The sequence below is a fragment of the Pseudomonas sp. AM8 genome (assembly GCF_036346475.1).
Taxonomy (GTDB): Bacteria; Pseudomonadota; Gammaproteobacteria; order Pseudomonadales; family Pseudomonadaceae; genus Aquipseudomonas; species Aquipseudomonas marginalis.
In genome coordinates, this window is record NZ_JAOTNX010000008.1 from 62876 (window position 1) to 83989 (window position 21114).

The following is a 21114-nucleotide window of genomic DNA, read 5'->3' on the forward strand; positions in this document are numbered from 1 at the left end:
GGCGAATCCTTTTCCTGGAAGTTGCCTGCATGAGTAAACCCGGTCAGATGGTGCTAGTGGCACTGCGCAAAATGATTGCCTCGGGCGAACTGGCGGCGGGCGAGCGGTTGATGGAAATCCCGACGGCGGATCGGTTTGGCGTCTCACGCATGCCGGTGCGCATGGCTTTCCTCACCCTCGAACAGGAAGGCTTGCTGGTACGCCACGGCGGTCGGGGCTATCAGGTGCGCTCGGTGAGTGCCGACGATATTGCCGGTGCCGTGGAAGTGCGTGGGGTGCTGGAGGGGCTGGCCGCACGGCAGAGTGCCGAGCGTGGATTGAGCGAGCAAGCGCGGGTGGCACTGCGCGAATGCCTGGTGCAGGGCGATGCACTGTTCGACAAAGGCTACGTGACAGAGGAAGACCTTGAGGCGTTTCATGACCTCAACATGCGCTTTCACCAGGTGATCCTCGAAAGCAGCGCCAACCCGGCCATCGCCGAAGCCCTGGCGCGCAATGATCATCGCCCCTTCGCGTCAGTATCAGCGCTGGCTTTCGATCGCCAAGACATGGCGCGCGAATACCGGCGCTTCAACTTCGCCCACATGCAACACCACTCGGTGTTCGACGCGTTAGTCAGCCGCCAGGGTGCTCGCGCCGAAGCCATCATGCGCGAACATGCCAATGCGACACTGCGTTACGCCGAGGTGTTCGGTGCGAACGGCAGCAGCAGCGAACGGATGAAAGTGATCGCGCGCGGCGAATGATGGTGTGGTTCAGAGGTCCAGCACCAACAACGCCGATTTGGACCTCGAACAGCAGGGTGTGAACTGATCATTGGCAGCTTGCTCCTCGTCGGTGAGAAACAGATCGCGGTGTTCAGGCACCCCTTCCAGGACACGGGTCAGACAAGTTCCACAAATACCCTGCTCACAGGAAATCGCGATCTCGACACCGTGGCTTTCCAGCACCTGGACCACCGTCTTGTCGGCCGGAATGTCGAACACGTGACCGCTACTAGCAACCTTCACCTGGAACGAGCCATCGGTACTGGTATCCACCGGCGCTGCGGCGAAATATTCACGGTGTAATTGCGCGTCACTCCAGCCCTGGATTTTGGCGCTGTCGAGTACATGCTGCATGAACCCTGAAGGGCCACAGACATACAGGTGCAAGTCCGGCGCAGGACCGGCAAGAACCTTGGCGGCATCCAGGCGCGAAACGGCGTCTTCATCAAAATGCAGGTGCACGCGGTCGGCAAAGGGTGCCCCCTTGAGTCGCTCGACAAAAGCCGCACGGTCACTGGCGCGCGCGCAGTAATGCAGTTCGAAATCGGCGCCGCTGTCGGCCAGTTGCTCAGCCATGCAGAGAATCGGAGTAATGCCGATACCGCCAGCGAACAACAGGCTGCGCCGCGCGTTATCCACCAGCGGGAACAGGTTGCGCGGCTCGCTAATGTACAGCCGATCGCCGCTGCTGATCTGCTCATGCATGCACTGAGAACCACCACGCGAGGCCACGTCCTTGAGCACGCCGATCTGGTAGCGATGGCGCTCTTGCGGGTGATTGCACAGTGAGTACTGACGGATCAGCCCACCAGGCAAGTGCACGTCGATGTGGGCGCCGGCACTGAAGCCAGGCAGCTCCCCCCCCTGGGCACAGGCCAGCTCGTAGCTGCAAATATCCAACGCTTCGTTGTTGCGGGATGTCACGACGACTTCAATCATGTCGCACCTTCAAGACCGGCCACCGCAGTGGCCGCGAAAAATGGGATTGGGAGTGGACGGGGGGGTATGTTCGAGGGCGCTCGCCGTCGCTATTTGACCGAGGTGATCAGCTCGACCGCCGGGGGCCGCTCACGGGCAATGATGCGTTCCAGTACTTTCCTGGACTGCACGCCACCGGCATCGATATTGAGCTTGAGCAAGTTGCGCTCAGGGTTAGCCAGCAGGTTTTTCTGCTGTTGCTCAAGCATCTCCAGGTCTTCGCTGAAAATCTTTCCCTGGCCCTCACGGATGCTCTCGGTCAGCGCTTCGTCATGCGGATTGAAGTTACGGGCCATACCCCAGAAGTACCAGATCGAGGTGTCGGTTTCCGGTGTAATGAAGTCGACCACGATGCTCGCGGCTTTGTATTGCGGCTCGGCGTGGTAGCCGCCCTTGCCGGCGTGGGCAACCCCCACTTCGATCAATACGTGACTGGGCGGGCAAAAGCGGCAGACCTGCCAACGGTCCACCGGCACGTCGTCGGCCAGGTTATTTCCGCGTAGGGCCATGCGCCAAAACGGCGGTGCCATGATGTTTTCCATGTGCCGCGCGGTGACCACTTCGTCCCCTTCAGCGGTGGTGACCGGTGGTGCTTCATCGATCTCTTTCTGGCCAATGCTCGAGGAGTGCACGTAGGTTTCGTGGGTGAGGTCCATCAGGTTATCGATCATCAGGCGATAGTCACAGCCGATATGGAACAGCCCGCCGCCATAGGCCCACTCATCGCTGACTGCCCACTCCAGATGATGGATCAGCGCGGGGTCAGCCTTATCCTGCTCCCCGGGCCAGACCCAGATAAAACCGTAACGCTCCTCAACAGCGTACGTCTTGTTGCACGGAAAGCCCCTTACCCGCTGACCCGGCATTTCGACGGTCTTGCCATCACCGCCCATCACCAAGCCGTGGTAGCCGCAGACCAGATTGCCGTTCTCGACATACCCAAGCGATAGGGGGGCCCCACGATGCGGGCAAAAATCCTCGACGGCGGCAATGCGCCCTTCATGGCCGCGATAAAAAACGATTTTCTCACCGCATATTTGCCGCCCCAAGGGCTTCTCAGCGATCTCGTCGGGGGTACAAGCGACATACCAAGTGTTCTTAGGATACATGAGGATCTCCAGGCCATGTTTATTTTTATGGATCCATTATATAGAAATTAGGCTGCAAAAGTCAATATCATTGGTTTTATTAAACATTAATGGATCCATTGACGTCCTTCACGGCGTTTTAAACCCACGCTGATACTATGAAGCGAAGCCGCTACCACGCTTTATCCGCCCAGCATCTGCACGTCAACAACGAAGGAACCTCGATGAAGTCCGGCTCTTTATCCGATTCGCTGTTGTATGGACTCATGACACGCTGCGATACATCCAGGTGGATGTAGATGAGGCCACGGTGATCTCAAAGCTGGGGATATGGACGAATGTCTTTGTCGAGTCCGATTCACGTCCGGCAAAGGACACCAATAGTTGCCTGCCATAAACGGCAGCAATAGGTCCAGGTTGTGTGAAAACGCACCGAGATGTAGAAAACTAAGAGTTACGCAGGTTGAACCGCAAATTGCCGTCGTCAGCTACCGGCGTTCGTAATGCTGCTTGAGCCGCGTCAGCGCCCCAAACAACCACTCAACGTGATTCACGCTCTGATCGCTTCAAGCGGTCCTGAGATGCCGAAGATGCTCATCATTCGTTTGATATAATAGTAGGGGAGCACATCAAGGCTCATCTCGACACTTCACCCTCGGTAGGGTTTTGGTCAGGGAGTTAGGGCTCCCCATCCAGTATTTGAGCGTTTTAAAAGGATGCTCAACAGTCTGGCGGCGAACCTTCATTTTCCCTGGGTCATGCTCCAATGTTGCCTGCATCGCATCGACTACCGCTTCATTCTCAGCGCTTCCCAGACGCCCCTTACCTGTCGTACGTTGCTTGTACATGCAGGACTGGCAGCCCGAGTACCAATAACAATGCAATAGCACCCCATTTTCCACCGTTGAATGGCGCCTGGTCAGCAACTTCCCCGCAGGGCACCGATATTCGCCTGACGCAACGATGTAGATGAAGTCCTGCTTGCCAAATCGGCCTTCCACTTTTCAACCAGATGTCAGGATTCCACCACTTCGGGCATTGCCCGATCCGCCGAATCCATCGCCGCCAGATATCAATCAATACTCTGTTCGATCTGCCGCATCCGGGCCTTCACTTTACCGTCGATGAAGTTGCGGCCATTATTATTGACGGTTTTGAATTTGCTGCCGCCGATGGCGATGATCGACTGGAATAAGAGATTGGGTTGAGGCAAAGAACTCGAATTGCGGGCAGACACTGCGCATGGCGTTGCCGTTGTTCTTGCGAAAGTCGGCGACGGTTTGAAGTCCGGAGCCAGTCTCTCAGTCAGTCACATCAACTCGATATTGCGCTGGGCCTCACGCTCAAGGCGGCTGGACTGAATCCGAGTCAGATAGCCGTAGATATAGATCTTCAGCAAGATCGCTGGGTGCTAGGCCGGACGACCAGGTGCAGCAGGACCAACACCTTCGAACCTAATCATTAAGCGCCAATGTCAAAGACTCTGGCGAAGATCGAGCAGCGTGCGGCTGAGCGGCACGCTATCGAGCATCAGTTCCAGGCCGAGACTGCCAACGTGAGGCCCAGCGCAAAGTTGGCAAGAAGCATGCGCTCCCGGGACAGCGATCAAGTCCATCTGACCGATGAATAATCCCGCAGCATGTCCCATCTGAACTGGCGGCTTTGAGCAGAGTGCTCAAGCCTGGCTGATACGAGACGACACGGTAACTTAGCAGCATGTCATCCTGGCTTGCAGTGCCCAGCGGGACGTAGTCTCCACGTGTAGCACATTGCGCCTCCATGACAGTATGGAATCAAAAACTCAGTGGCTTGACATAACGAACGCTTATCCGTCTGCCCTGAATAACATTGTTTGTAGGCGGCGCGGCGCGTAGGCAATATTGTTTTGTGCGACGCAACAGGCCACCAAAGGCTTACTACTCAACGTATCTAGCGTTACACATCATGTGCATCAACGACCGTAGGCCCATCGAAGCCGTAACAGCCGAAATTAATTGAGAGGATAGGTCATGTCTGCAAACAAGTTTCATAAAAAAGATCAGGATAAACCCTTTGTTGAAGATCCGAGCAAGTCGCACACTCTGCCGGCACGCTATTTCTACGACCAAGACATATTTGAACAGGAAAAATCAGCAATTTTCTACAAGAACTGGGTCTATGTCTGCCACAGAAGCCGCGTGGCTAAGCCGGGCGACTATGTCACCGAGTTAGTCCATGATCAGAATGTGATCATAGTAAAGGGCAGAGATGAAAAAATTCGGGCATTCCACAATGTGTGTCAACACCGCGGACACGAATTGCTCAAAGGATGTGGTAAGGCGCAAATGATTGTCTGTCCCTACCACGCCTGGACGTATGACCTTGATGGTACCCTGCGCGCGGCACGGGAAACGGGATCCATTAAAGACTTCGATAAAAGCGAGTTCTCGCTGAAAGAAGTTGCGCTGGAAGAATTCTGCGGCATGGTCTTTGTAAACTTGGATGGCCAAGCAGTACCGTTGCGTGAACAAGCTCCAGAGTTGGAAAAGGAAATTCGCAGCTACGTGCCGAACGCCGACGATCTCGTGTATGCCGACTGCCAAGAATTCCAGCCGCAGGCGAACTGGAAGATTTTGGTAGAGAATTTCCAAGAATGCTACCACTGCGCTGTCGCGCACAAAGACTTTTCGGTACTGGTCGATTTCGGCGACGAAGCCTACAACCCCTATTCCAACGGAATATTTACCAGTCACTGTTCCACTCGGACAACTCGTGACAGCGCAGCCTATCAGGTGAGCGGGAACGACATTGACGGTTACGGTGGGTGGTTCCTGTGGCCCAATCTCACGATCTGGGTTTATCCGGGCGAAGAACAACTCTCGGTAATGCGTGTCGATCCGCTCACTCCAACGACATCCTATGAGCGCCACGACTGGTTTACGAAAAACGGAACCGTCAGCGAGGAGTTGGAAGGCACTATCAAGTTCCAGCGCGATACGCTGCAGTACGCGGAAGATATCCCTATTTGCGAGAATGTGCAGAGAGGGCTGAAATCCATTGGATACAATCAAGGGCGCTTCGTCGTTGGAGGTGATCGTGTCCAGGTCACCGAAGCGCCCGTACACCACTTCCAGAGCCTAGTTGTCAATGCTCTCGGACTTAAAATTGGAGTCGAATAATTAGACCGATACAGCGGGCGTGGGTATGTAATGGGTTTTGTCCATTTTGCTCGCTGTATGCGCAATCCTATGCCGACCTAGACCAGCAGTAATTAACTTGAATTCTTCTCTACTGGTAGCAGAGGAAGAGCTGACCGTTTGACTTGACTACTCCTGCTGTTGGAACCGCCCCTTACGAATAGCATTATTTTTTGCTTGAGAATCTGGCTGCATATTCCCAAGGGGGCATTTCATCTTTCTTTATAACTCTGAGAAATACGTGCTCGTCGGAGCTGTAGTGATTCAGTTCGGAAGGGGGTGCCAGGGCAGGCGAACTGACTAACGAATGCAGGGTTTTAGGCACTTTTATAGTTACAATGAGGTCCATGGAGAGTATCAAATGAGTGCAGTGTCCACGCGAAAGTTGATTACAGCACACTCGGTCGCGCTCCTAGTTCCTGTCATGTGGGGCGTATACTGGATACCGGCCCGCTATGTGGAAGCATCCATTAATGCTGGTGTCTGGGGCACCGTGTACGTGGTGATTGTAGCCTGCATGGTTCTGGCGCCCGCCGCTTGGCACTACCGGACATCCCTTTACTCATCCAACCGTTATGCGCTCCTATCTACCGGTCTCGGCGGAGCGTCGTTCACACTGTATTCAGCGGGCCTGTTGTATGGAAATGTCGCGGTGGTAGTGGTTCTGTACTATTTGACGCCGGTCTGGAGCATTCTGATCGCACGTTTATGGTTCAAACAGGAGACCTCTCTGGCACGTTACGCGGCCATCGCTATCGGTATGGCCGGAATATTATTGGTTCTTCAGGGTGGCAACACCGACATCCTGTTGCCGCGCGAAATCGGCGACTGGCTTGGTCTCGCTGGTGGCATTCTGTGGTCGATCGCAAGCACCGGCATGTACACGCACTCACGTCTTGACTCTTATAGCAGCAACTTCATCTTCAGCGTCGGCGCGCTTTTGTCTGCCGTATTTTTGGCTTGTGTGATGGAGGGCCCGAGCCTGGAGGCCAGGCCTTCAATCGACTACGGCACCGGTATTATGGCTATCATCATCATCATCGGGATCGGGTGGTGGGCGGTCGCGCTCACCGGATTTCTGTGGGCTGCGCGCTTCTTGGAGCCCACACGGCTCGGGATTTATATGATGATAGAGGTGGCCGTTGGTGCCGTTTCCGCAGCATTGTTTGCAGACGAACCTTATGGTGTCCTGATGCAAGCAGGAACCTTCTTGGTCGTTGTAGCCGGCCTGATGGCGGTCGTCTCGCCGATGCCCCCGCAGTTGGCGGATGATCGCGGTATAAAAAAACATTGAGAGACATCGTTTGATTTCGTGCGTCAGTACGTGAAAACGTTCACGCAGGCTCTTCGGGAAGCAATGGCCACTGCCGCATCACGTACTTTAAGACGACCAAGGCTTGTGTACGCGAGTGGCTCCTGAGGGGCATGGAGTGGTGTACCCGTATGGCCTTACGATTTCGCCGCACGAAAGGCAATGGAAGCTTACGAACTTGGGTGTAGGGAGCAAGGATAATGTGTCGTTCTGCCAAGAATTGTGCGTGAGATCTGCCACCGCCATCACAATGCTCGCTGTTCAAGGTCGAGGTGGTCGCGGCCCGCCTCGCCCTTTCTGCTCTCTGAGAGTCGAGATCAAATAATGATCCGGTCAGCCGGGGATATTCCCCAATCAGTATTGCCGCTTTATTGTGCCGTGTTCGCGCATGGTAATAGGCGCCCCCGCTGAGAACTCCAGCACTGGAATATCTGCCAATGCAGTTACGAGTGGAAAGCTTCGAATTGACGCCACTTCGCCATATACATTCAATATCTTTAAATACGTGATAATCGGCTCCTCTGTAGCTGCGAACGCCCTCTTCGGTATCGCGATAATTTCTCATCTGACGCTGTTCGTTTTTGAGCCGCTGCTCAATATTTCTGCTGTTCGAGATAATCAGGCTCGAGAGGTTTCGGTTGATGTAAACATCTCTTTCGGACAATATAATTTAATGCTTCCAGCCTGACCAACAGCCATTACTTGGGCAATATGAAAAATTATCGACAAAAGCTTCCTCCGCTGGATCCGTTGATCGCGTTCGAAGCGTCTGCTCGGAACCTAAGTTTCACGAAGGCTGGGCTTGAGCTGCATCTCACGCAGGCCGCAATCAGTCAGCAGATCCGATCCCTCGAGAACTACTTGGGGGTGCAGCTATTCATCAGAGACAATCGTTCGGTGAGCCTTACCCCACAAGGGCGCACCTTCCAGCATGTGGTCGCGACAACGCTCGCAAACCTCGCCAGCGCGACCACCGATCTGCGGGCGAAAGCAGATGGAAGCATCCTGACAATAGGATGCGACCAAGCTATTGGCAATATGCTTCTAATGCCGAAGCTCCCGGAGTTAACCGCCGCCTTCCCGCAAATCACGCCGCGCTTGATGATTTCGGATGTCGAGAAGATCTGTTTGACGAACGATGTCGATGCGGCGATCATTTTTGGCAACGGCATGTGGCACGGATTTCATGCGGAGAAACTCTTTCCTGAGCGCATCTTTCCGGTTTGCAGTCCGAAATATTTTAAGAACAATCCCGAACTTCTAAAGACCAGCGACCTCTCACAACACAAGCTCATCGAACTCGAGGATGAGCACTGGAACTGGATGAGCTGGAGGCAGTGGCTCGACCGGAATGGCGTGAACACGGCCATTGGCACCAAGGGGCTAACCGTCAACAGTTATCCGCTAGTGATCGAAGCCGCAGCACAGGGGCACGGCATTGCGTTGGGCTGGGATCATCTCGTGAATCGAGAGATAGCGAATGGGACGCTTATTAACCCACTTCCAGACTCGGCGATCGAATCAGAACTTGGCTACTATATCCTATGGCCAGCTGGTGCTCCTAGCCATCCTAATATACGCGGGTTTATTGACTGGTGCCTCCACTCGCTTATTTGAAACTGACGATTGTCGAGGAATGCCGCGCCTGCGCAGCATGGTGCGTCATTGTGCGAATCACTGGCTGCGGTAGGGATGGAAGTTAGCTGCCCCCGCCCCGCACAGATCAGTACATGTGGGATCACCCCAATGGCCGGTGCATCAGTACGTGACGCGAGGCGTTCTGCTGGGTAGGAATGAGCGGTTATGGGCCGTGGTATATAGAGGTCGGCAACGCATTCATATCGCGACCACTGAAGCCCGTCCCTCTGCCTTCAGAGAATGACGTGATATCAGCATCCAATATCCAATCCAGTTCACCATCTGGCCCTTCAGCGCGACCATCAACGCATCCAGCGCATCATGCTCGCTGCATACCCACCGAAACCCGCACGAGAATCCCGGAAGTGCCCTTCAGAGATCGCATTCAGAATGGTAGCGACTGCCTGCTATACGATCTTGTCCTCCAGAGAGGCGATGCACAGGACTTTGCCTGCCATCGGCTTTTGGAATATAGACCCGCCGTGATGGCGTTGCCCGATAGGCTCAATTATGGAGCCTCAGGTGCAAATCGATTATCGCCGTACTGCTGCCCTTCGGCGAGCTGACCACCTCGCGAACCACAAGACTGTTAACGCCAAACCTATTGAATGGAAGTTCGATGCCAAACGACCGAACCCGGAATGGGTAACCGATGTAACGGAGTTTGGGGTCTGGGGGGCAAAAGCATTATCTCTCGAGGATCCTTGACTCTATAACGGCGAAAAAACGCGCTCAAGACCGCCAGGCGTCCTCTTTCGACATGGTTGGTCCGATGCTACGGCAAGCTTTTGAGAGGCTGCGGCCGTGCGTTAAACCAATCTGCATTCCGACAAGAGATGCAGTGCCTGAGCCTTTCTACCGCCGCGTGCTGAACGGGCGTACGGTGAAGTCAAGCACGTCCGGCAAAGGAAATTGCGATGACAATGCCGCTATGGAAAGCTTTTTTGGCACGTTGAAATCCGAGCTCTTTTACCTAAAAAACTCAACAGTCTCGATGAGCTTGAAGCAGGTATAGAGGGCTACTACAATCATTCGCGAGAAGACCAGCCCCCTGTTTCGTCGACTCGCCCAAATGCTGGACGGAAACCATAGCTTTTTAGGGCGGGCTAGATGAATCGCCGGACAGATACAGGCCAGCCCCACCCTGGTTATGTCCAAATCTGCAAGCTATGCGCGTGGAAACATACCTTTGCACAGAGCTCGAAGCTGCTGGCCCATACATGGATCGAAATTTCGATTATGACTTAGCGCTAAGTCGCAGATCAAAGCTATAGCGTGGCACTGCAAATACAAGAAGCATAGAGCCGCCTTCGGCCTTAAATTCTGAATTGCCTTAGCAATTGGCCGAGACGATTGTTCAGCGCTGTGAGGTCGCGAGACGTAGAAGCGCTGAGGCGGGTTTCATCAGCTACGCTTTCAACCGCGACGGCGATCTGGTGAACGCTGCGGTTGATCTCCTCGGCCACGGCCGTCTGTTCTTCAGCGGCACTGGCAATCTGTGCGTTCATGGTATTGATCGTTCCAATCAACTGGCTGATAGCATCAAGCGAGGCGCCGGCTTCATTGGCCCGTACAGAAGTCCCGTCACCTGCTTCGCTGGAACGCCGCATCGCCTGCACTGCACCTAGAGTGCCCTGCTGCAAGCGATCGATCATGCCCTGGATTTCCTGAGTACTTTGTTGGGTACGGCTGGCCAGCGCTCGCACTTCATCGGCCACCACCGCGAAGCCCCGGCCGGCCTCACCCGCGCGAGCTGCCTCAATGGCGGCGTTGAGTGCCAGCAGGTTGGTCTGATCCGCGATGGATCGAATGACGCCGAGCACGCTAACGATTGATGACACGTCGGTCTGCAAGCTGTCCAGCGAGGCGCCACTGTGGCGGATGTCGTTCACCAAGGCATGAATCTGCTGGATGCTGCCATCAACCACTCGTTTGGCAGCCTGCCCTTCGGCATCGGTTTGCTGCGCGGCTACCGAAGCGCCCTGCGCGCTTTTGGCGACTTCCTGCGCGGCAGCCAACATCTGATTGATTGCGGTGGCGACCTGGTCGGTCTCGTGACGCTGACGCTCCATGGCCTGCTCCGAGCGCTGCGTCTGATCCGTTACCTCCCCGACAAGCCCCGTCAACTGTGCTGTCATCTCCGTGATCTGCCGGACCAGCCCGTGAATCTTATCGACAAACCGGTTGAACGAGCTGCCGAGTTCGCCGAGCTCGTCCTGAGACGTCACAGCCAAACGCTGGGTGAGATCTCCCTCACCGGCGGCGATGTTATCGAGATTGTCCTTCATCTGCAGTAATGGGCGCAGGATGCCGGCGACGGTCCATAAAGCCGCCGCCGCGATGACCACCAATACCAGCAGAGTAATGCCTACGATAGTAAAGAGCATTTGCTGCTGGCGCTGGCCGACATCCTTCTGCAGCTGTAGCACTTGGACATCGATATTATCCAGATTGATTGAAGAACCGAACGTCATATCCCACTTGGGCAAGTATTCGGTGTAACCGAGTCTGGGAGACACTTCAGTCAAGCCAGGCATCGTAGTGAGATATTCCAGATAATGCGTACCCGCTTTTCCAGCCTCGACGAGCGCAGAAACGTCTGGGACATCCTTGAAGCTCTTGCCGACCCCGTCCGGGCTGTTGCCTTTGAATAGCCGCACCGCTTGGGAATCGTAACCGAAGAAATAGCCATCCTTAGCGTAGTTGACTTGCGAGAGCATCTTAATCGCCTGCGCTCGGGCTTCCATGTCATTCTGTGCAGATGCGTCATACAGCGGCTTTATGGTGCCAAGCGCAACAGAAACGTAATTTTGTAGCGTCGCTCTGGCCTCGGCGAGGAGACGCTGCCGGGTTTCCTCCACTTCGCGCTTGCCCTGCTCCTGCAGCATAACGACGGTGTTCGCGCTGATGATCAGCGCGAACATCAACACGGGGACCATAGCAAGTATAAGTATTTTCGCTTTCAGATTCAGCCGCATGTGATCATCACCCTTTAATGTTTGTCTGAGCAATATTAGGATCCGTTTATAGTAATCGGCTCTATCTACCAAAACTTTAGCTCAGGACGGGAATGAGGTTTTGGCAGCCGGCGACTTGGGGTTAGGTGTTAGGTGTTAGGTGTTAGGTGTTAGGTGTTAGGTGTTAGGTGTTAGGTGTTAGGTGTTAGGGCAAATCTTGGTGGTGAAATCACGAAAATCTATGGCTCACGTTTCGTTTTATCACTATAGCCAGAAGGAAATAGCTCCTTCTGATCTCAGCCACATGGTTAAGGTTTAAGTCTAAGGTAACTAAAAAGGAGCGAGCCGCATCTGTTGCTAAGCAACGAGCCACGTAGCGTCCAGCACCGTCATGCATCCACCTAATATGCGGCCAGTCAGGCACAAGACGCACATTTGAGAGAGCGAACTACGTTTCTTTCATGGCCGCAGTCGCTATATCGCCAGGCAGCAGTACGATACTTGGTACGACCAAAACTTCTGAGAATTTTTTGACGAGACCCGCTTGCTATCCAAAAATGGCTATTCCATGCATATCACCTATCCAACCAGCATGGCAATGCGCTTTCTCACCTTACGCTACTCAAGTGGCCCGGCTTGCCCTAGTGATGGGATCAAGAGTTGCCGAAGTAGACGACCTTTGTCTAGACAGGTCGTATACGTTTCGGGCTGCTATCTACGGTATCGTCTCTTTTACACGTGCATGTCGTTCGCAGGGTACAGTTATGATGTCATATAGTCCGTGGCGGGTCGCATTGGTCCGGATTTTTCGTGTAAATCGCCCGGATTGTTGGCGTAAATCCGCTTCTTCATCGAGCGGTTGTCATTGGCGTAATCCTTGCTGCTGTTATCGGAAGGTACGATCTCGGAACCTAACTCTTGCGCGCACCAGATAGGTACACGTAAGCGATGGATGCTACTGTGGAACTATGATCTTCCGGCACTTTACTGCTGTCGTAGAGGGGTGTTCAAAGAAAGTTGCAGAATAATATTTGCAAAATAACTGGTAGTTAGTAAATCCGCATATCCCGGCAACTTCTTTTGGTGATTTCGCGCTGCTTTCCATTAGTAAATTTTTGGCTTTTTGAAGTCTTATCTCCCTAAGATATGTAATAGGTGTAGTGTTTTTAAATCTTTTAAATCCAGCTTGGAGCGACCTCACACTTACTCCTGCGTGAACAGCAACCTGACCTACGGTCAGGTGAGGATCGATGCTATCTTGCATAAATTGAACTGCAATCTTAATCGAATGCGGCGTGGGAGTCATTGAATAACTAGCATCATGCAGTACCTTACTGTAATTATTGGGGACGTTTAGAATTATAAACCCTACTAAGCTTTCCTTCAAGCTGGTTCCTACTTCCGACGACGGCGCGAGTTGATTGCTTGAAAGGAGGAAAATGGTTTCTATCAGGCTATGAATAAATTTTGCCTGATCTACGCCGATAAAATTTTTAGTAAAATATATTCTTGTCTTAGGCGGCTTTCCTAAAAGCATGGTCAAATAACGAAACATGTCTATGTTTGAAATATAAACGGTTGTATATTTTGTCCCTTCAGAATGGGCGGCGCGTTTAACGTCTAGCTGATCGATGAGAGCGATACCACCTTTCTCTAATCGATACCTGCCATTGGAGGTACGCCATTCAAAATCTCCAATATGCGGAGTTGTAATTAAAAAGCCATCCATCTCATTAGATGTTTCGTACCCCCAACCGGACTGGCTAACCGATAGGCTGACGAAAGACGTTCCCAAGAAGCAGGCTCGTTTAGAGAAACTGAACTTACGTTCTGGCCCGGGAATTACTGACATAAAATTGCCATATTGATGGTAGTGCGAAGTCGCATCATCTACGTGCCGCATCGTATGTTCGGTAAAAAAAAACATTCCCGGATTAACCTTTCTTCATAGTTGTAATATCCTTGGAGGTTCCCGCAGCCAAATTCCTTTTTTTGTCTTCCCACTACTTTTCAATAGCGCTACTTTCGGCTTATAACGTAACAAGACTCATTTCAGTCCACCTTTCATATCTTGGGCTGATCGAGAGCCCAACCTGGTTAGGCCGGTATGAGTACAAGATCATAGGCCCCTTACCATGCCGCTCACATTTTTAAACAGCCTTCTCGGTCGCTATTGGCCGGAAGCCATATGAACTTGACCTATGTCTCTCATATTCCCTTGGCGGAATCAGAAGGAGCGCGGCCATTTCATTTCTGGCTCTGCGTCTAACGAGCCCGCTTTCCGACCTACGCAAGAGTGAGGGCAGGAAATTGGGTGGTCTGATAGCGACGCTATCAATTCAAACTCAGCATTCATCGCATAGCGCGGGCGTCTGCAGGGACATCGCGTGCCTCTGCTTCACCAGTGTGATTGTCTTTGGGAGGGTTGCGCGGGTGAACAGTCTTTGCTGAATTGTGGATATCTAGACTGACGGCGTCCTGGCAGCGCTCCCGCAACCACAGAGGCGCGAGCACAATGGTTTCCCCTGGCAGCTGCGCGATCACGGATGCCGGATGTTGCTTGATTTCAAAAGTGACCTATACCATAAGAACCTCCAGATAGCATGTCCGGAGTATCATTATTTGCTCAGGGGATAGCCATCCGCAATCCCCTTATTAGAGGTATGCAGAATCCTTATGGACCTGAGCGAACGGGACCTCCCGCCACTTAAATCTTTGGTCGCCTTTGAGGCCACAGTCCGCTTGGGTTCGATGACGGCCGCAGCCGTTGAATTGGGCACTACTCAACCGGCGATTTCTCAGCGGATTCGCACCTTGGAGGAGTCGCTTGGGTGTGTACTCTTCGAGCGCAACGGCAAGCTGTTGCGACCCACCTATGAAGGCCAGCAAATCTATTCAGGCCTGGCATCCCCGGTGAGTGAAATAAAGGTAGCGGTTAAGCGCATACGCCGCCATTTCAACGAGCAGAAACCTGCTATCTCGATCGCCGCAAATTTTGGGTTCTGCTATTTCTGGCTTATGCCGAAAGTGCCTGCGCTCCAGGGCCAGTTTCCCCAGATCCAATTCAAAATTCGCCCAGTAAACCTTGACGATGATCCGATGCTTCAAGATGCCGATATCGCCATTCAGTTTGGGTCTCTCGACGGTAACTTTCGATTTGAAAAGCTATTGATCCATGAGACGGTATTCCCCGTATGCAGTCCAGATCTGGCTGAAAAACTGGGGCTAATGGAAGGTACGAAAATAAGTACTATCGAGGATCTACCACTGCTTCATATGGACAGCGCTGACTCCCGGTGGCTGGATTGGCATCACTGGTGCCTGCACGCGAAGATCACTCCACCAGAGGAAGCGCCAGTTTTTTGCTTCAATAACTATCCGTTGCTGCTTACCGCTGCGCAGGATGGTCAGGGTATTGGCTGATCGAAGAGCAGATCAAGGCGGGTAAGTTGATCGCTCTAGGGCCATCAGTGGACAGGCCCCACCGAGGTTACATTGTGAGGTCCAATTATCACGAGACATTTCTGGTTAGAGATATTCTGCAGTGGCTGATTGTGGCAAGCTGAACTTTAAGGCTTGACGTCGTTGGCTATATGTTCTGGCGACTCACCTCGACACTGGGTTTTGAAACCTGGCTCGACATGTTCTTCGGCTACGGCCTGATCGCCGCCGAATTCTATGCCCTGATTGTATTGATCTTCGGCTACGTGCAAACCGCCTGGCCGCTGCGCCGTACCCCGGTGTGGCTCACGACCGAACCGGAAGAATGGCCGACGGTCGATGTATTCATCCCACCTATCAGTTCACGAAGGTGTCCCGCAGGCGCTAAAGTGGCCACTAGGCAGTCTTTCGGTATTATTGATGACGCCGTCACTGGCAAGCCAGCGATAGCGATAGTTTGATAATCGAAAACTACAATTTCGCTTCGCTCGGTTCGCCATCTACCAACCGCCGAATCCCCAAAGGATTGGCATTCTGCAAAGCCTCCGGTAACAGGGCGTCCGGATAATTCTGAAAACAGACTGGCCGCAGGAAACGGTCAATCGCCAAAGTCCCCACCGACGTTCCGCGTGAGTCCGACGTCGCCGGATACGGTCCGCCATGCACCATCGCTTCGCATACTTCAACGCCAGTCGGATAGCCATTGAGCAATATCCGCCCGACCTTTTCCTGAAGCGATTCGGCCAGCCAACGGTACTCCAGCAGTTCATCCGCCTCGCCAATCAACGTCGCTGTCAATTGACCGCGCAAGCCATGGAGCGCCGCTGCCAACTGAGCCTGATCTTCAACTTCGATGACGATCGTGGTCGGGCCAAATACTTCTTCCTGGAGTAATTCATCGCCCTTGATCAGCAGACTGACGTCGGCCTTGAACACTTGCGGCCAGGCCTGTGGGCCCTGCTGCGGTTGACCTGCCAAGTGCATCAACCCTACATGTTCGTGCAGCTCATCGAGTCCTCGGCGGTAGCTGTCCAGCGCGCCGGCATTGAGCATGGTTTGCGACGGTTGTGTGTTCATGTGAGCGCAGAATTGCTCTAGAAATGCGCTGAAATGCGACGAGCGAATACCCACCACCAAGCCCGGATTGGTGCAGAACTGGCCACACCCCAACGTGACCGACCCCGCCAATTGCGACGCGACCTGCTCGCCGCGCACCGCCAAGGCTTCGGGCAGCAGGAACACCGGGTTGATGCTCGACATCTCGGCAAACACCGGGATCGGCTGCTGGCGGGCGGCGGCCATTTGGCTCAGGGCATTGCCGCCCTTGAGCGAACCGGTAAAGCCCACCGCTTGAATCGACGGGTGCTTGACCAGCCGCTCACCGACGCCGCCTCCATAAATCATGTTGAACACCCCGGCCGGCATACCGGTGAGCTCGGCGGCGCGGATGATCGCGTCCGCAACCCACTCAGCCGTTGCCATATGCCCGCTGTGGGCCTTGAAGACCACTGGGCAACCAGCGGCCAATGCTGACGCGGTATCGCCGCCGGCGGTGGAAAACGCCAGCGGAAAGTTGCTGGCGCCGAACACCGTCACCGGCCCGATGGCGATGCGGTATTGACGCAGGTCCGGACGCGGCAATGGCTGGCGTTCCGGCAACGCTTGATCGATGCGCGCCCCATAGAAATCGCCACGCCGCACGACCTTGGCGAACAAACGCATCTGGCCGCTGGTGCGGTCGCGTTCGCCTTGGATGCGGCCGGCCGGCAACGCGGTTTCGCGGCACACAGTGGCGACGAATTCATCGCCTAGTGCATCGATCTCATCGGCGATGGCGTCGAGGAACGTCGCGCGCTTTTCCGCACTCAGGTTGTGTTAGGTCGGATACGCGGCGGCTGCCGCTTGGGCGGCGGCATCGACTTCAGCTTCAGTGGCCTGGAAGAAGGTGCCGGGTAGTGACTCGCCTGTCTTGGCGTCAAGACTTTGCAGTTGCACTGCGCCATTGGCGCTGCGCTGGCCTGCGATGTAGTTGTGTCCGAGCAACGTGGTCATTTGGTTTTCCTCGACCGGTCAACAGCGCCGGTGGTTAAAGGCTTATAGCGCAAGGACTTGCGCGATAGCTAGCGGCTGGGCGCTTTCGCCGATGCCGTTTTCCAACGCAGCGCCGAACGCATCTAGTTTGATCTGGAAGCGATCCCCCGGCTGGGTTTTCACCCCATCGGCAAACGACAGCGTGGCGGTGCCGAAGTAATGCACGTGCACATCGCCGGGACGCAAAAACTGCGCGTATTTAAAGTGATGGAATTCGAGGTTGGCGAGGCTGTGGCACATGTTGTCTTCGCCGCTGAGAAATTCCTTTTCCCAGAGGGTTTCCCCATCGCGAATGATGCGGCTGGTGTCCGCCAAGTGCTTGGGCAATTCACCGACGCGCAACTCCGGACCATAGGCGCAGAACCGCAGTTTCGAGTGGGCCAGATAGAGGTAATTACGCCGCTCCATCACATGGTCGGAGAACTCGTTGCCCAGCGCGTAACCGAGGCGATACGGTTGGCCGTCGTCGCCGATCACATAGAGGCCGGTCAGCTCCGGCTCTTCGCCGGCGTCCTCGGCAAACGGCGGCACCGGGAAGTCGGCGCCGGGGCGGACAACGATGTTGCCGTCACCTTTGTAGAACCATTCCGGCTGCGCCCCGACCTGCCCGGCCGCCGGTTTTCCGCCCTCCAGACCCCATTTGAAGATGCGCATGGTGTCGGTCATACCCGCTTCGACTTCGCCTTCATGCTGGTGCATTTTGTCCCGGGCCGAGGCGCTGCCCAAATGGGTCAGGCCAGTGCCGCTGATCAGGCAGTGAGCCGGGTCTTCGTGGTCCAGCGGTGGCAGCACGCAGCCCTGTTGCAGCAATTGCGCGTAGTCGGGGCCCGGTTCGGTGCCACGCTGGGCCACTTCATCGTGCAGGCTGCGCTGGGCGCGGATCGCTGCGAGGGCCAGTTCGCGGGTGCTGCGGGTGCCGTTGAGCATCTGGACCTGCGTGCCCTCGACGAGGCCGACCTGGCGTTCACCAGCGGTGTTTTCAAATTGAATCAGGCGCATGTCGGCCCTCCAGAAAGTCGTGGATGGCGCCGCTCGCGAGCGGCGCATCGGCATCACTCGATGATGTTGAAGTCACTCAGGTATTCATCGGAGATTTCCAGGCCCAGGCCCGGTTTGCTGTCGTCAAGCTGGATGTAGCCGTTGACCGGTTGCGGCTCGCCCTTGAACACGTAGTAGAAGAGTTCGTTGCCGACTTCGACGTCGAACACCGGGAAGAACTCGGCCATCGGCGAGGCGGTGGTGGACATGGTCAGGTGATAGTTGTGCATCTGGCCCGCGTGCGGGATCACCGGTACCGACCAGGCTTCGGCCATGGCGTTGATCTTGCGCGCAGCGGTGATGCCGCCGACGCGGTTGGTGTCGTACTGGATCACGTCCACGGCACGGCGTTCGAGCAGGTCTTTGAAGCCGTAGGAAGTGAACTCATGCTCGCCGCCGGAGATCGGCATGGTCCCCATTTTTTTCAGCTCGATGTAGCCTTCGATGTCGTCGGCGATCACCGGTTCTTCGAGCCAACGCGGTTCGAACTCAGCGAGTTTTGGCAGCATGCGACGCGCGTACTCCAGGGTCCAGCCCATGTAGCACTCGAGCATGATGTCGATGTCCGGCCCGGCGAGGTTACGCAGGGCGCGCACTTGTTCGATGTTCTTGCGCATGCCCGCTGGGCCGTCTTTCGGGCCGTAGCCGAAGCGCATTTTCAGCGCGGTGAAGCCCTGGTTCAGATAGCCTTGGGCTTCTTCGAGGAACAGATCGAGGTTGTCGTTGGCGTAGAGCTTGGAGGCGTAGGTCCAGATTTTTTCCTTGGTGCGGCCACCGAGCAACTTGAACACCGGTTTGTTGACGGCTTTGCCCATGATGTCCCAGATCGCGATGTCGATTGCCGAGATCGCCGCCATGCCGATGCCTTTGCGGCCCCATGCGTGACTTTGGCGGTACATCTTCTGCCAAATGTATTCGTTGTCGAATGGATCTTCGCCGATGGCGATGGGCGCCAGGTAGGTGTCGATGATTTCCTTCGCCACACGCGGGGCCAGGGCGCAGTTACCGATGCCGACGAGGCCCATATCGGTCTCGACTTCCACCACCAGCCAGCCATGGAAACGGAACGAGCCCATGGCGTCGCCGCGCTCGAACAGGATGTCGCTGGCGTTGGTGCAGAAGTGCGCTTGAGGTGGAACGACTTTGCCTTTCCACTCGAAAACGCGGGTACGGATCGCTGTGATTTTCATGAGTTCAATTCCTTGCTAACGCTTTGGTAGTGATCAGCCAACCTGAGCCGGTGTGAGCTGCGAGGGGGATGCGGGTGTGTGGGTGGTACGAAGTCGGGACAACAGGACAGCGCCCACGATGCCGACCAGGGCCAGAGCAAACATGCCGGCGCGAGGGTCGGCGAAGCTGCTTTCCATCACGGTTTTCAGGTTCGGCGCGACGAAGCCCCCGAGGTTGCCGATGGAGTTGATCAGGGCGATCCCGCCGGCAGCTGCAGCACCGCTGAGGTAACTGGTGGGAATGGTCCAGAACAGTGGCTGCACCGAGACGAAACCGGCCGCCGCGAAACAGAACGCCAGGACGACCGGGACCACGCTGGTGCCCAGCGCCGAGGCGGCGATGCCGAGGGCGGCCATGGTCAGCATGCACACGGCGGGCTGACGGTGTTGGCCGGTCCGGTCGGCGTAGCGAGTGACGATGCGGGTCACGATCAGGGCGCAGACCCATGGGATCGCAGTGATCAGGCCGACGTTGAGGCCGACATGGCCGTCGAGCAAACCGGCAATCCTCGTCGGCAGGTAGAACACCACGCCGTCGACACTCATCTGAATCGTGAAATACGCCAGGCAGAATTGCAGCACCCGAGGGTTGCGCAAGGCACTCAAAAAACCGCGGGGGCTGCTGTCTTTTTTCCGCGCGTCTTCTTCACTCAGCGCGGTTTCCAGCGCCTGTTTTTCTTCGACGCTCAACCAGGTGGCTTGGGCCGGACGGTTGACCAGATAGAAGTAAGCCGCGATGCCGACCACCGACGCCATCAGGCCTTCGACGACGAACAGCCACTGCCAGTTGGTCAGGCCGAACACGCCGTGGAAGTCCAGCAACCAGCCCGACAACGGAATGCCCAACACCAGCGCCAGCGGCAGGCCGAAATAGAACAGACCGAGTGCCTGGCGACGGCTCCGCGCAGGGAACCAGTAGGTGAGGTAAAGGATGATGCCCGGGAAGAAACCTGCTTCAGCAACGTCTAGCATAAAGCGCAGCACATAGAAGATTTCGGCGTTTTGGGCGAACATCATCGCCGCCGACACCAGGCCCCAAGTGACCATGATCCGACACAGCCAGACCTTGGCGCCGAGGCGGTGCAGCATATAGTTGCTGGGGACTTCGAAGAACGCGTAACCGATGAAGAAGATGCTCGCACCGAAGGCAAACGCCGCATCGCCCAGCCCGGTATCGGCCTGCAATGCGGCTTTGGCGAAGCCGACGTTGGAGCGGTCTATAAAGGCGAGGATATACATCAGGATCAGGAACGGCAGTAAACGCAGCCGGCTTTTGGAGATGGCGCTGGTCAAAGCCAGTACGGAGTCTGGACGGGTCATGTGAAGTTCCTTTGCTGCCGGTATGTGCCTTGCGGAAATGACAAGACAGGCTTTTTGTAGTTGTCGAATCGAGTGATCG

Annotated in this window: 13 protein-coding genes and 3 pseudogenes; 7 read left to right on the top strand and 9 right to left on the bottom strand. The window is 55.2% G+C overall.

Annotated elements, in window-relative coordinates; translation table 11 throughout:
* The first annotated feature begins 29 nt into the window (after positions 1-29).
* Positions 30-746 carry a GntR family transcriptional regulator gene (locus V3W40_RS19400; protein WP_330208721.1) on the top strand — a complete coding sequence of 239 codons (717 nt, stop codon included), beginning with the start codon at positions 30-32 and terminating at the stop codon, positions 744-746.
* A gap of 9 nt (positions 747-755) precedes the next feature.
* Here the strand turns inward: V3W40_RS19400 and V3W40_RS19405 are convergent, their stop codons facing one another.
* The 3 genes and pseudogenes from V3W40_RS19405 to V3W40_RS19415 all read right to left on the bottom strand — a co-directional run.
* Positions 756-1706: a PDR/VanB family oxidoreductase gene (locus V3W40_RS19405; protein WP_330208722.1), complete on the bottom strand. Its 951-nt coding sequence runs from the start codon at positions 1704-1706 to the stop codon at positions 756-758.
* Positions 1707-1795: 89 nt separating this feature from the next.
* Positions 1796-2854 carry an aromatic ring-hydroxylating dioxygenase subunit alpha gene (locus V3W40_RS19410; protein WP_330208723.1) on the bottom strand — a complete coding sequence of 353 codons (1059 nt, stop codon included), beginning with the start codon at positions 2852-2854 and terminating at the stop codon, positions 1796-1798.
* 529 nt (positions 2855-3383) lie between these two features.
* Positions 3384-4286: pseudogene (locus tag V3W40_RS19415) on the bottom strand (transposase); the annotation flags it as partial.
* Positions 4287-4842: 556 nt separating this feature from the next.
* Between V3W40_RS19415 and V3W40_RS19420 the strand changes: the two are divergent.
* The 4 genes from V3W40_RS19420 (at position 4843) to V3W40_RS19440 (ending at position 9667) form a co-directional block, all read left to right on the top strand.
* Positions 4843-5991 (top strand): aromatic ring-hydroxylating oxygenase subunit alpha, encoded by a 1149-nt coding sequence (locus tag V3W40_RS19420; protein ID WP_330208724.1) that lies wholly within the window; start codon positions 4843-4845, stop codon positions 5989-5991.
* A gap of 379 nt (positions 5992-6370) precedes the next feature.
* Positions 6371-7303: a DMT family transporter gene (locus tag V3W40_RS19425; RefSeq protein ID WP_330215514.1), complete on the top strand. Its 933-nt coding sequence runs from the start codon at positions 6371-6373 to the stop codon at positions 7301-7303.
* A gap of 729 nt (positions 7304-8032) precedes the next feature.
* Positions 8033-8938: a LysR substrate-binding domain-containing protein gene (locus V3W40_RS19430; RefSeq protein WP_330208747.1), complete on the top strand. Its 906-nt coding sequence runs from the start codon at positions 8033-8035 to the stop codon at positions 8936-8938.
* A 543-nt stretch (positions 8939-9481) separates the two neighbouring features.
* Entirely contained in the window at positions 9482-9667 is a 186-nt protein-coding gene (locus tag V3W40_RS19440) for a hypothetical protein (protein ID WP_330215570.1), read from the top strand.
* 608 nt (positions 9668-10275) lie between these two features.
* Here the strand turns inward: V3W40_RS19440 and V3W40_RS19445 are convergent.
* Together V3W40_RS19445 and V3W40_RS19450 are read right to left on the bottom strand one after the other, a co-directional pair.
* Positions 10276-11937: a methyl-accepting chemotaxis protein gene (locus V3W40_RS19445; protein WP_330208726.1), complete on the bottom strand. Its 1662-nt coding sequence runs from the start codon at positions 11935-11937 to the stop codon at positions 10276-10278.
* A 934-nt stretch (positions 11938-12871) separates the two neighbouring features.
* A complete protein-coding gene (locus tag V3W40_RS19450) occupies positions 12872-13843 on the bottom strand; it encodes a helix-turn-helix domain-containing protein (protein ID WP_330215515.1) in 972 nt (323 codons plus the stop codon).
* Between the two features lie 749 nt (positions 13844-14592).
* Between V3W40_RS19450 and V3W40_RS19455 the strand changes: the two genes are divergently transcribed.
* A complete protein-coding gene (locus V3W40_RS19455; protein WP_330215516.1) occupies positions 14593-15339 on the top strand; it encodes a LysR family transcriptional regulator in 747 nt (248 codons plus the stop codon).
* Positions 15340-15506: 167 nt separating this feature from the next.
* A pseudogene (locus V3W40_RS19460) lies at positions 15507-15710 on the top strand (hypothetical protein); the annotation flags it as partial.
* Between the two features lie 118 nt (positions 15711-15828).
* On the opposite strand, the pseudogene V3W40_RS19465 reads toward V3W40_RS19460, so the two are convergent.
* The 4 genes and pseudogenes from V3W40_RS19465 to V3W40_RS19480 all read right to left on the bottom strand — a co-directional run bounded on the left by V3W40_RS19465 (position 15829) and on the right by V3W40_RS19480 (position 21035).
* A pseudogene (locus V3W40_RS19465) lies at positions 15829-17409 on the bottom strand (aldehyde dehydrogenase (NADP(+))).
* A 42-nt stretch (positions 17410-17451) separates the two neighbouring features.
* Complete coding sequence (araD1, locus tag V3W40_RS19470; RefSeq protein WP_330215517.1) at positions 17452-18447, bottom strand: AraD1 family protein; 996 nt, start codon at positions 18445-18447, stop codon at positions 17452-17454.
* 53 nt (positions 18448-18500) lie between these two features.
* Positions 18501-19676, bottom strand: coding sequence for an L-rhamnonate dehydratase (locus V3W40_RS19475; protein ID WP_330208731.1), 1176 nt, complete (start codon positions 19674-19676; stop codon positions 18501-18503).
* Positions 19677-19709: 33 nt separating this feature from the next.
* The gene (locus V3W40_RS19480; RefSeq protein ID WP_330215518.1) at positions 19710-21035 is read right to left on the bottom strand and encodes an MFS transporter; all 1326 of its coding nucleotides are present in this window, start codon (positions 21033-21035) and stop codon (positions 19710-19712) included.
* Between the last annotated feature and the right edge of the window lie 79 nt (positions 21036-21114).

Excerpts from the sequence above, each read along its gene's own strand:
- V3W40_RS19400 (WP_330208721.1), top strand. The coding sequence starts at position 30 with ATGAGTAAACCCGGTCAGATGGTGCTAGTGGCACTGCGCAAAATGATT.
- V3W40_RS19410 (WP_330208723.1), bottom strand. The coding sequence starts at position 2,854 with ATGTATCCTAAGAACACTTGGTATGTCGCTTGTACCCCCGACGAGATC.
- V3W40_RS19450 (WP_330215515.1), bottom strand. The coding sequence starts at position 13,843 with ATGTTTTTTTTTACCGAACATACGATGCGGCACGTAGATGATGCGACT.
- V3W40_RS19405 (WP_330208722.1), bottom strand. The coding sequence starts at position 1,706 with ATGATTGAAGTCGTCGTGACATCCCGCAACAACGAAGCGTTGGATATT.
- V3W40_RS19420 (WP_330208724.1), top strand. The coding sequence starts at position 4,843 with ATGTCTGCAAACAAGTTTCATAAAAAAGATCAGGATAAACCCTTTGTT.
- V3W40_RS19430 (WP_330208747.1), top strand. The coding sequence starts at position 8,033 with ATGAAAAATTATCGACAAAAGCTTCCTCCGCTGGATCCGTTGATCGCG.
- V3W40_RS19475 (WP_330208731.1), bottom strand. The coding sequence starts at position 19,676 with ATGAAAATCACAGCGATCCGTACCCGCGTTTTCGAGTGGAAAGGCAAA.
- V3W40_RS19480 (WP_330215518.1), bottom strand. The coding sequence starts at position 21,035 with ATGACCCGTCCAGACTCCGTACTGGCTTTGACCAGCGCCATCTCCAAA.
- V3W40_RS19425 (WP_330215514.1), top strand. The coding sequence starts at position 6,371 with ATGAGTGCAGTGTCCACGCGAAAGTTGATTACAGCACACTCGGTCGCG.
- V3W40_RS19455 (WP_330215516.1), top strand. The coding sequence starts at position 14,593 with ATGGACCTGAGCGAACGGGACCTCCCGCCACTTAAATCTTTGGTCGCC.
- araD1 (WP_330215517.1), bottom strand. The coding sequence starts at position 18,447 with ATGCGCCTGATTCAATTTGAAAACACCGCTGGTGAACGCCAGGTCGGC.
- V3W40_RS19445 (WP_330208726.1), bottom strand. The coding sequence starts at position 11,937 with ATGCGGCTGAATCTGAAAGCGAAAATACTTATACTTGCTATGGTCCCC.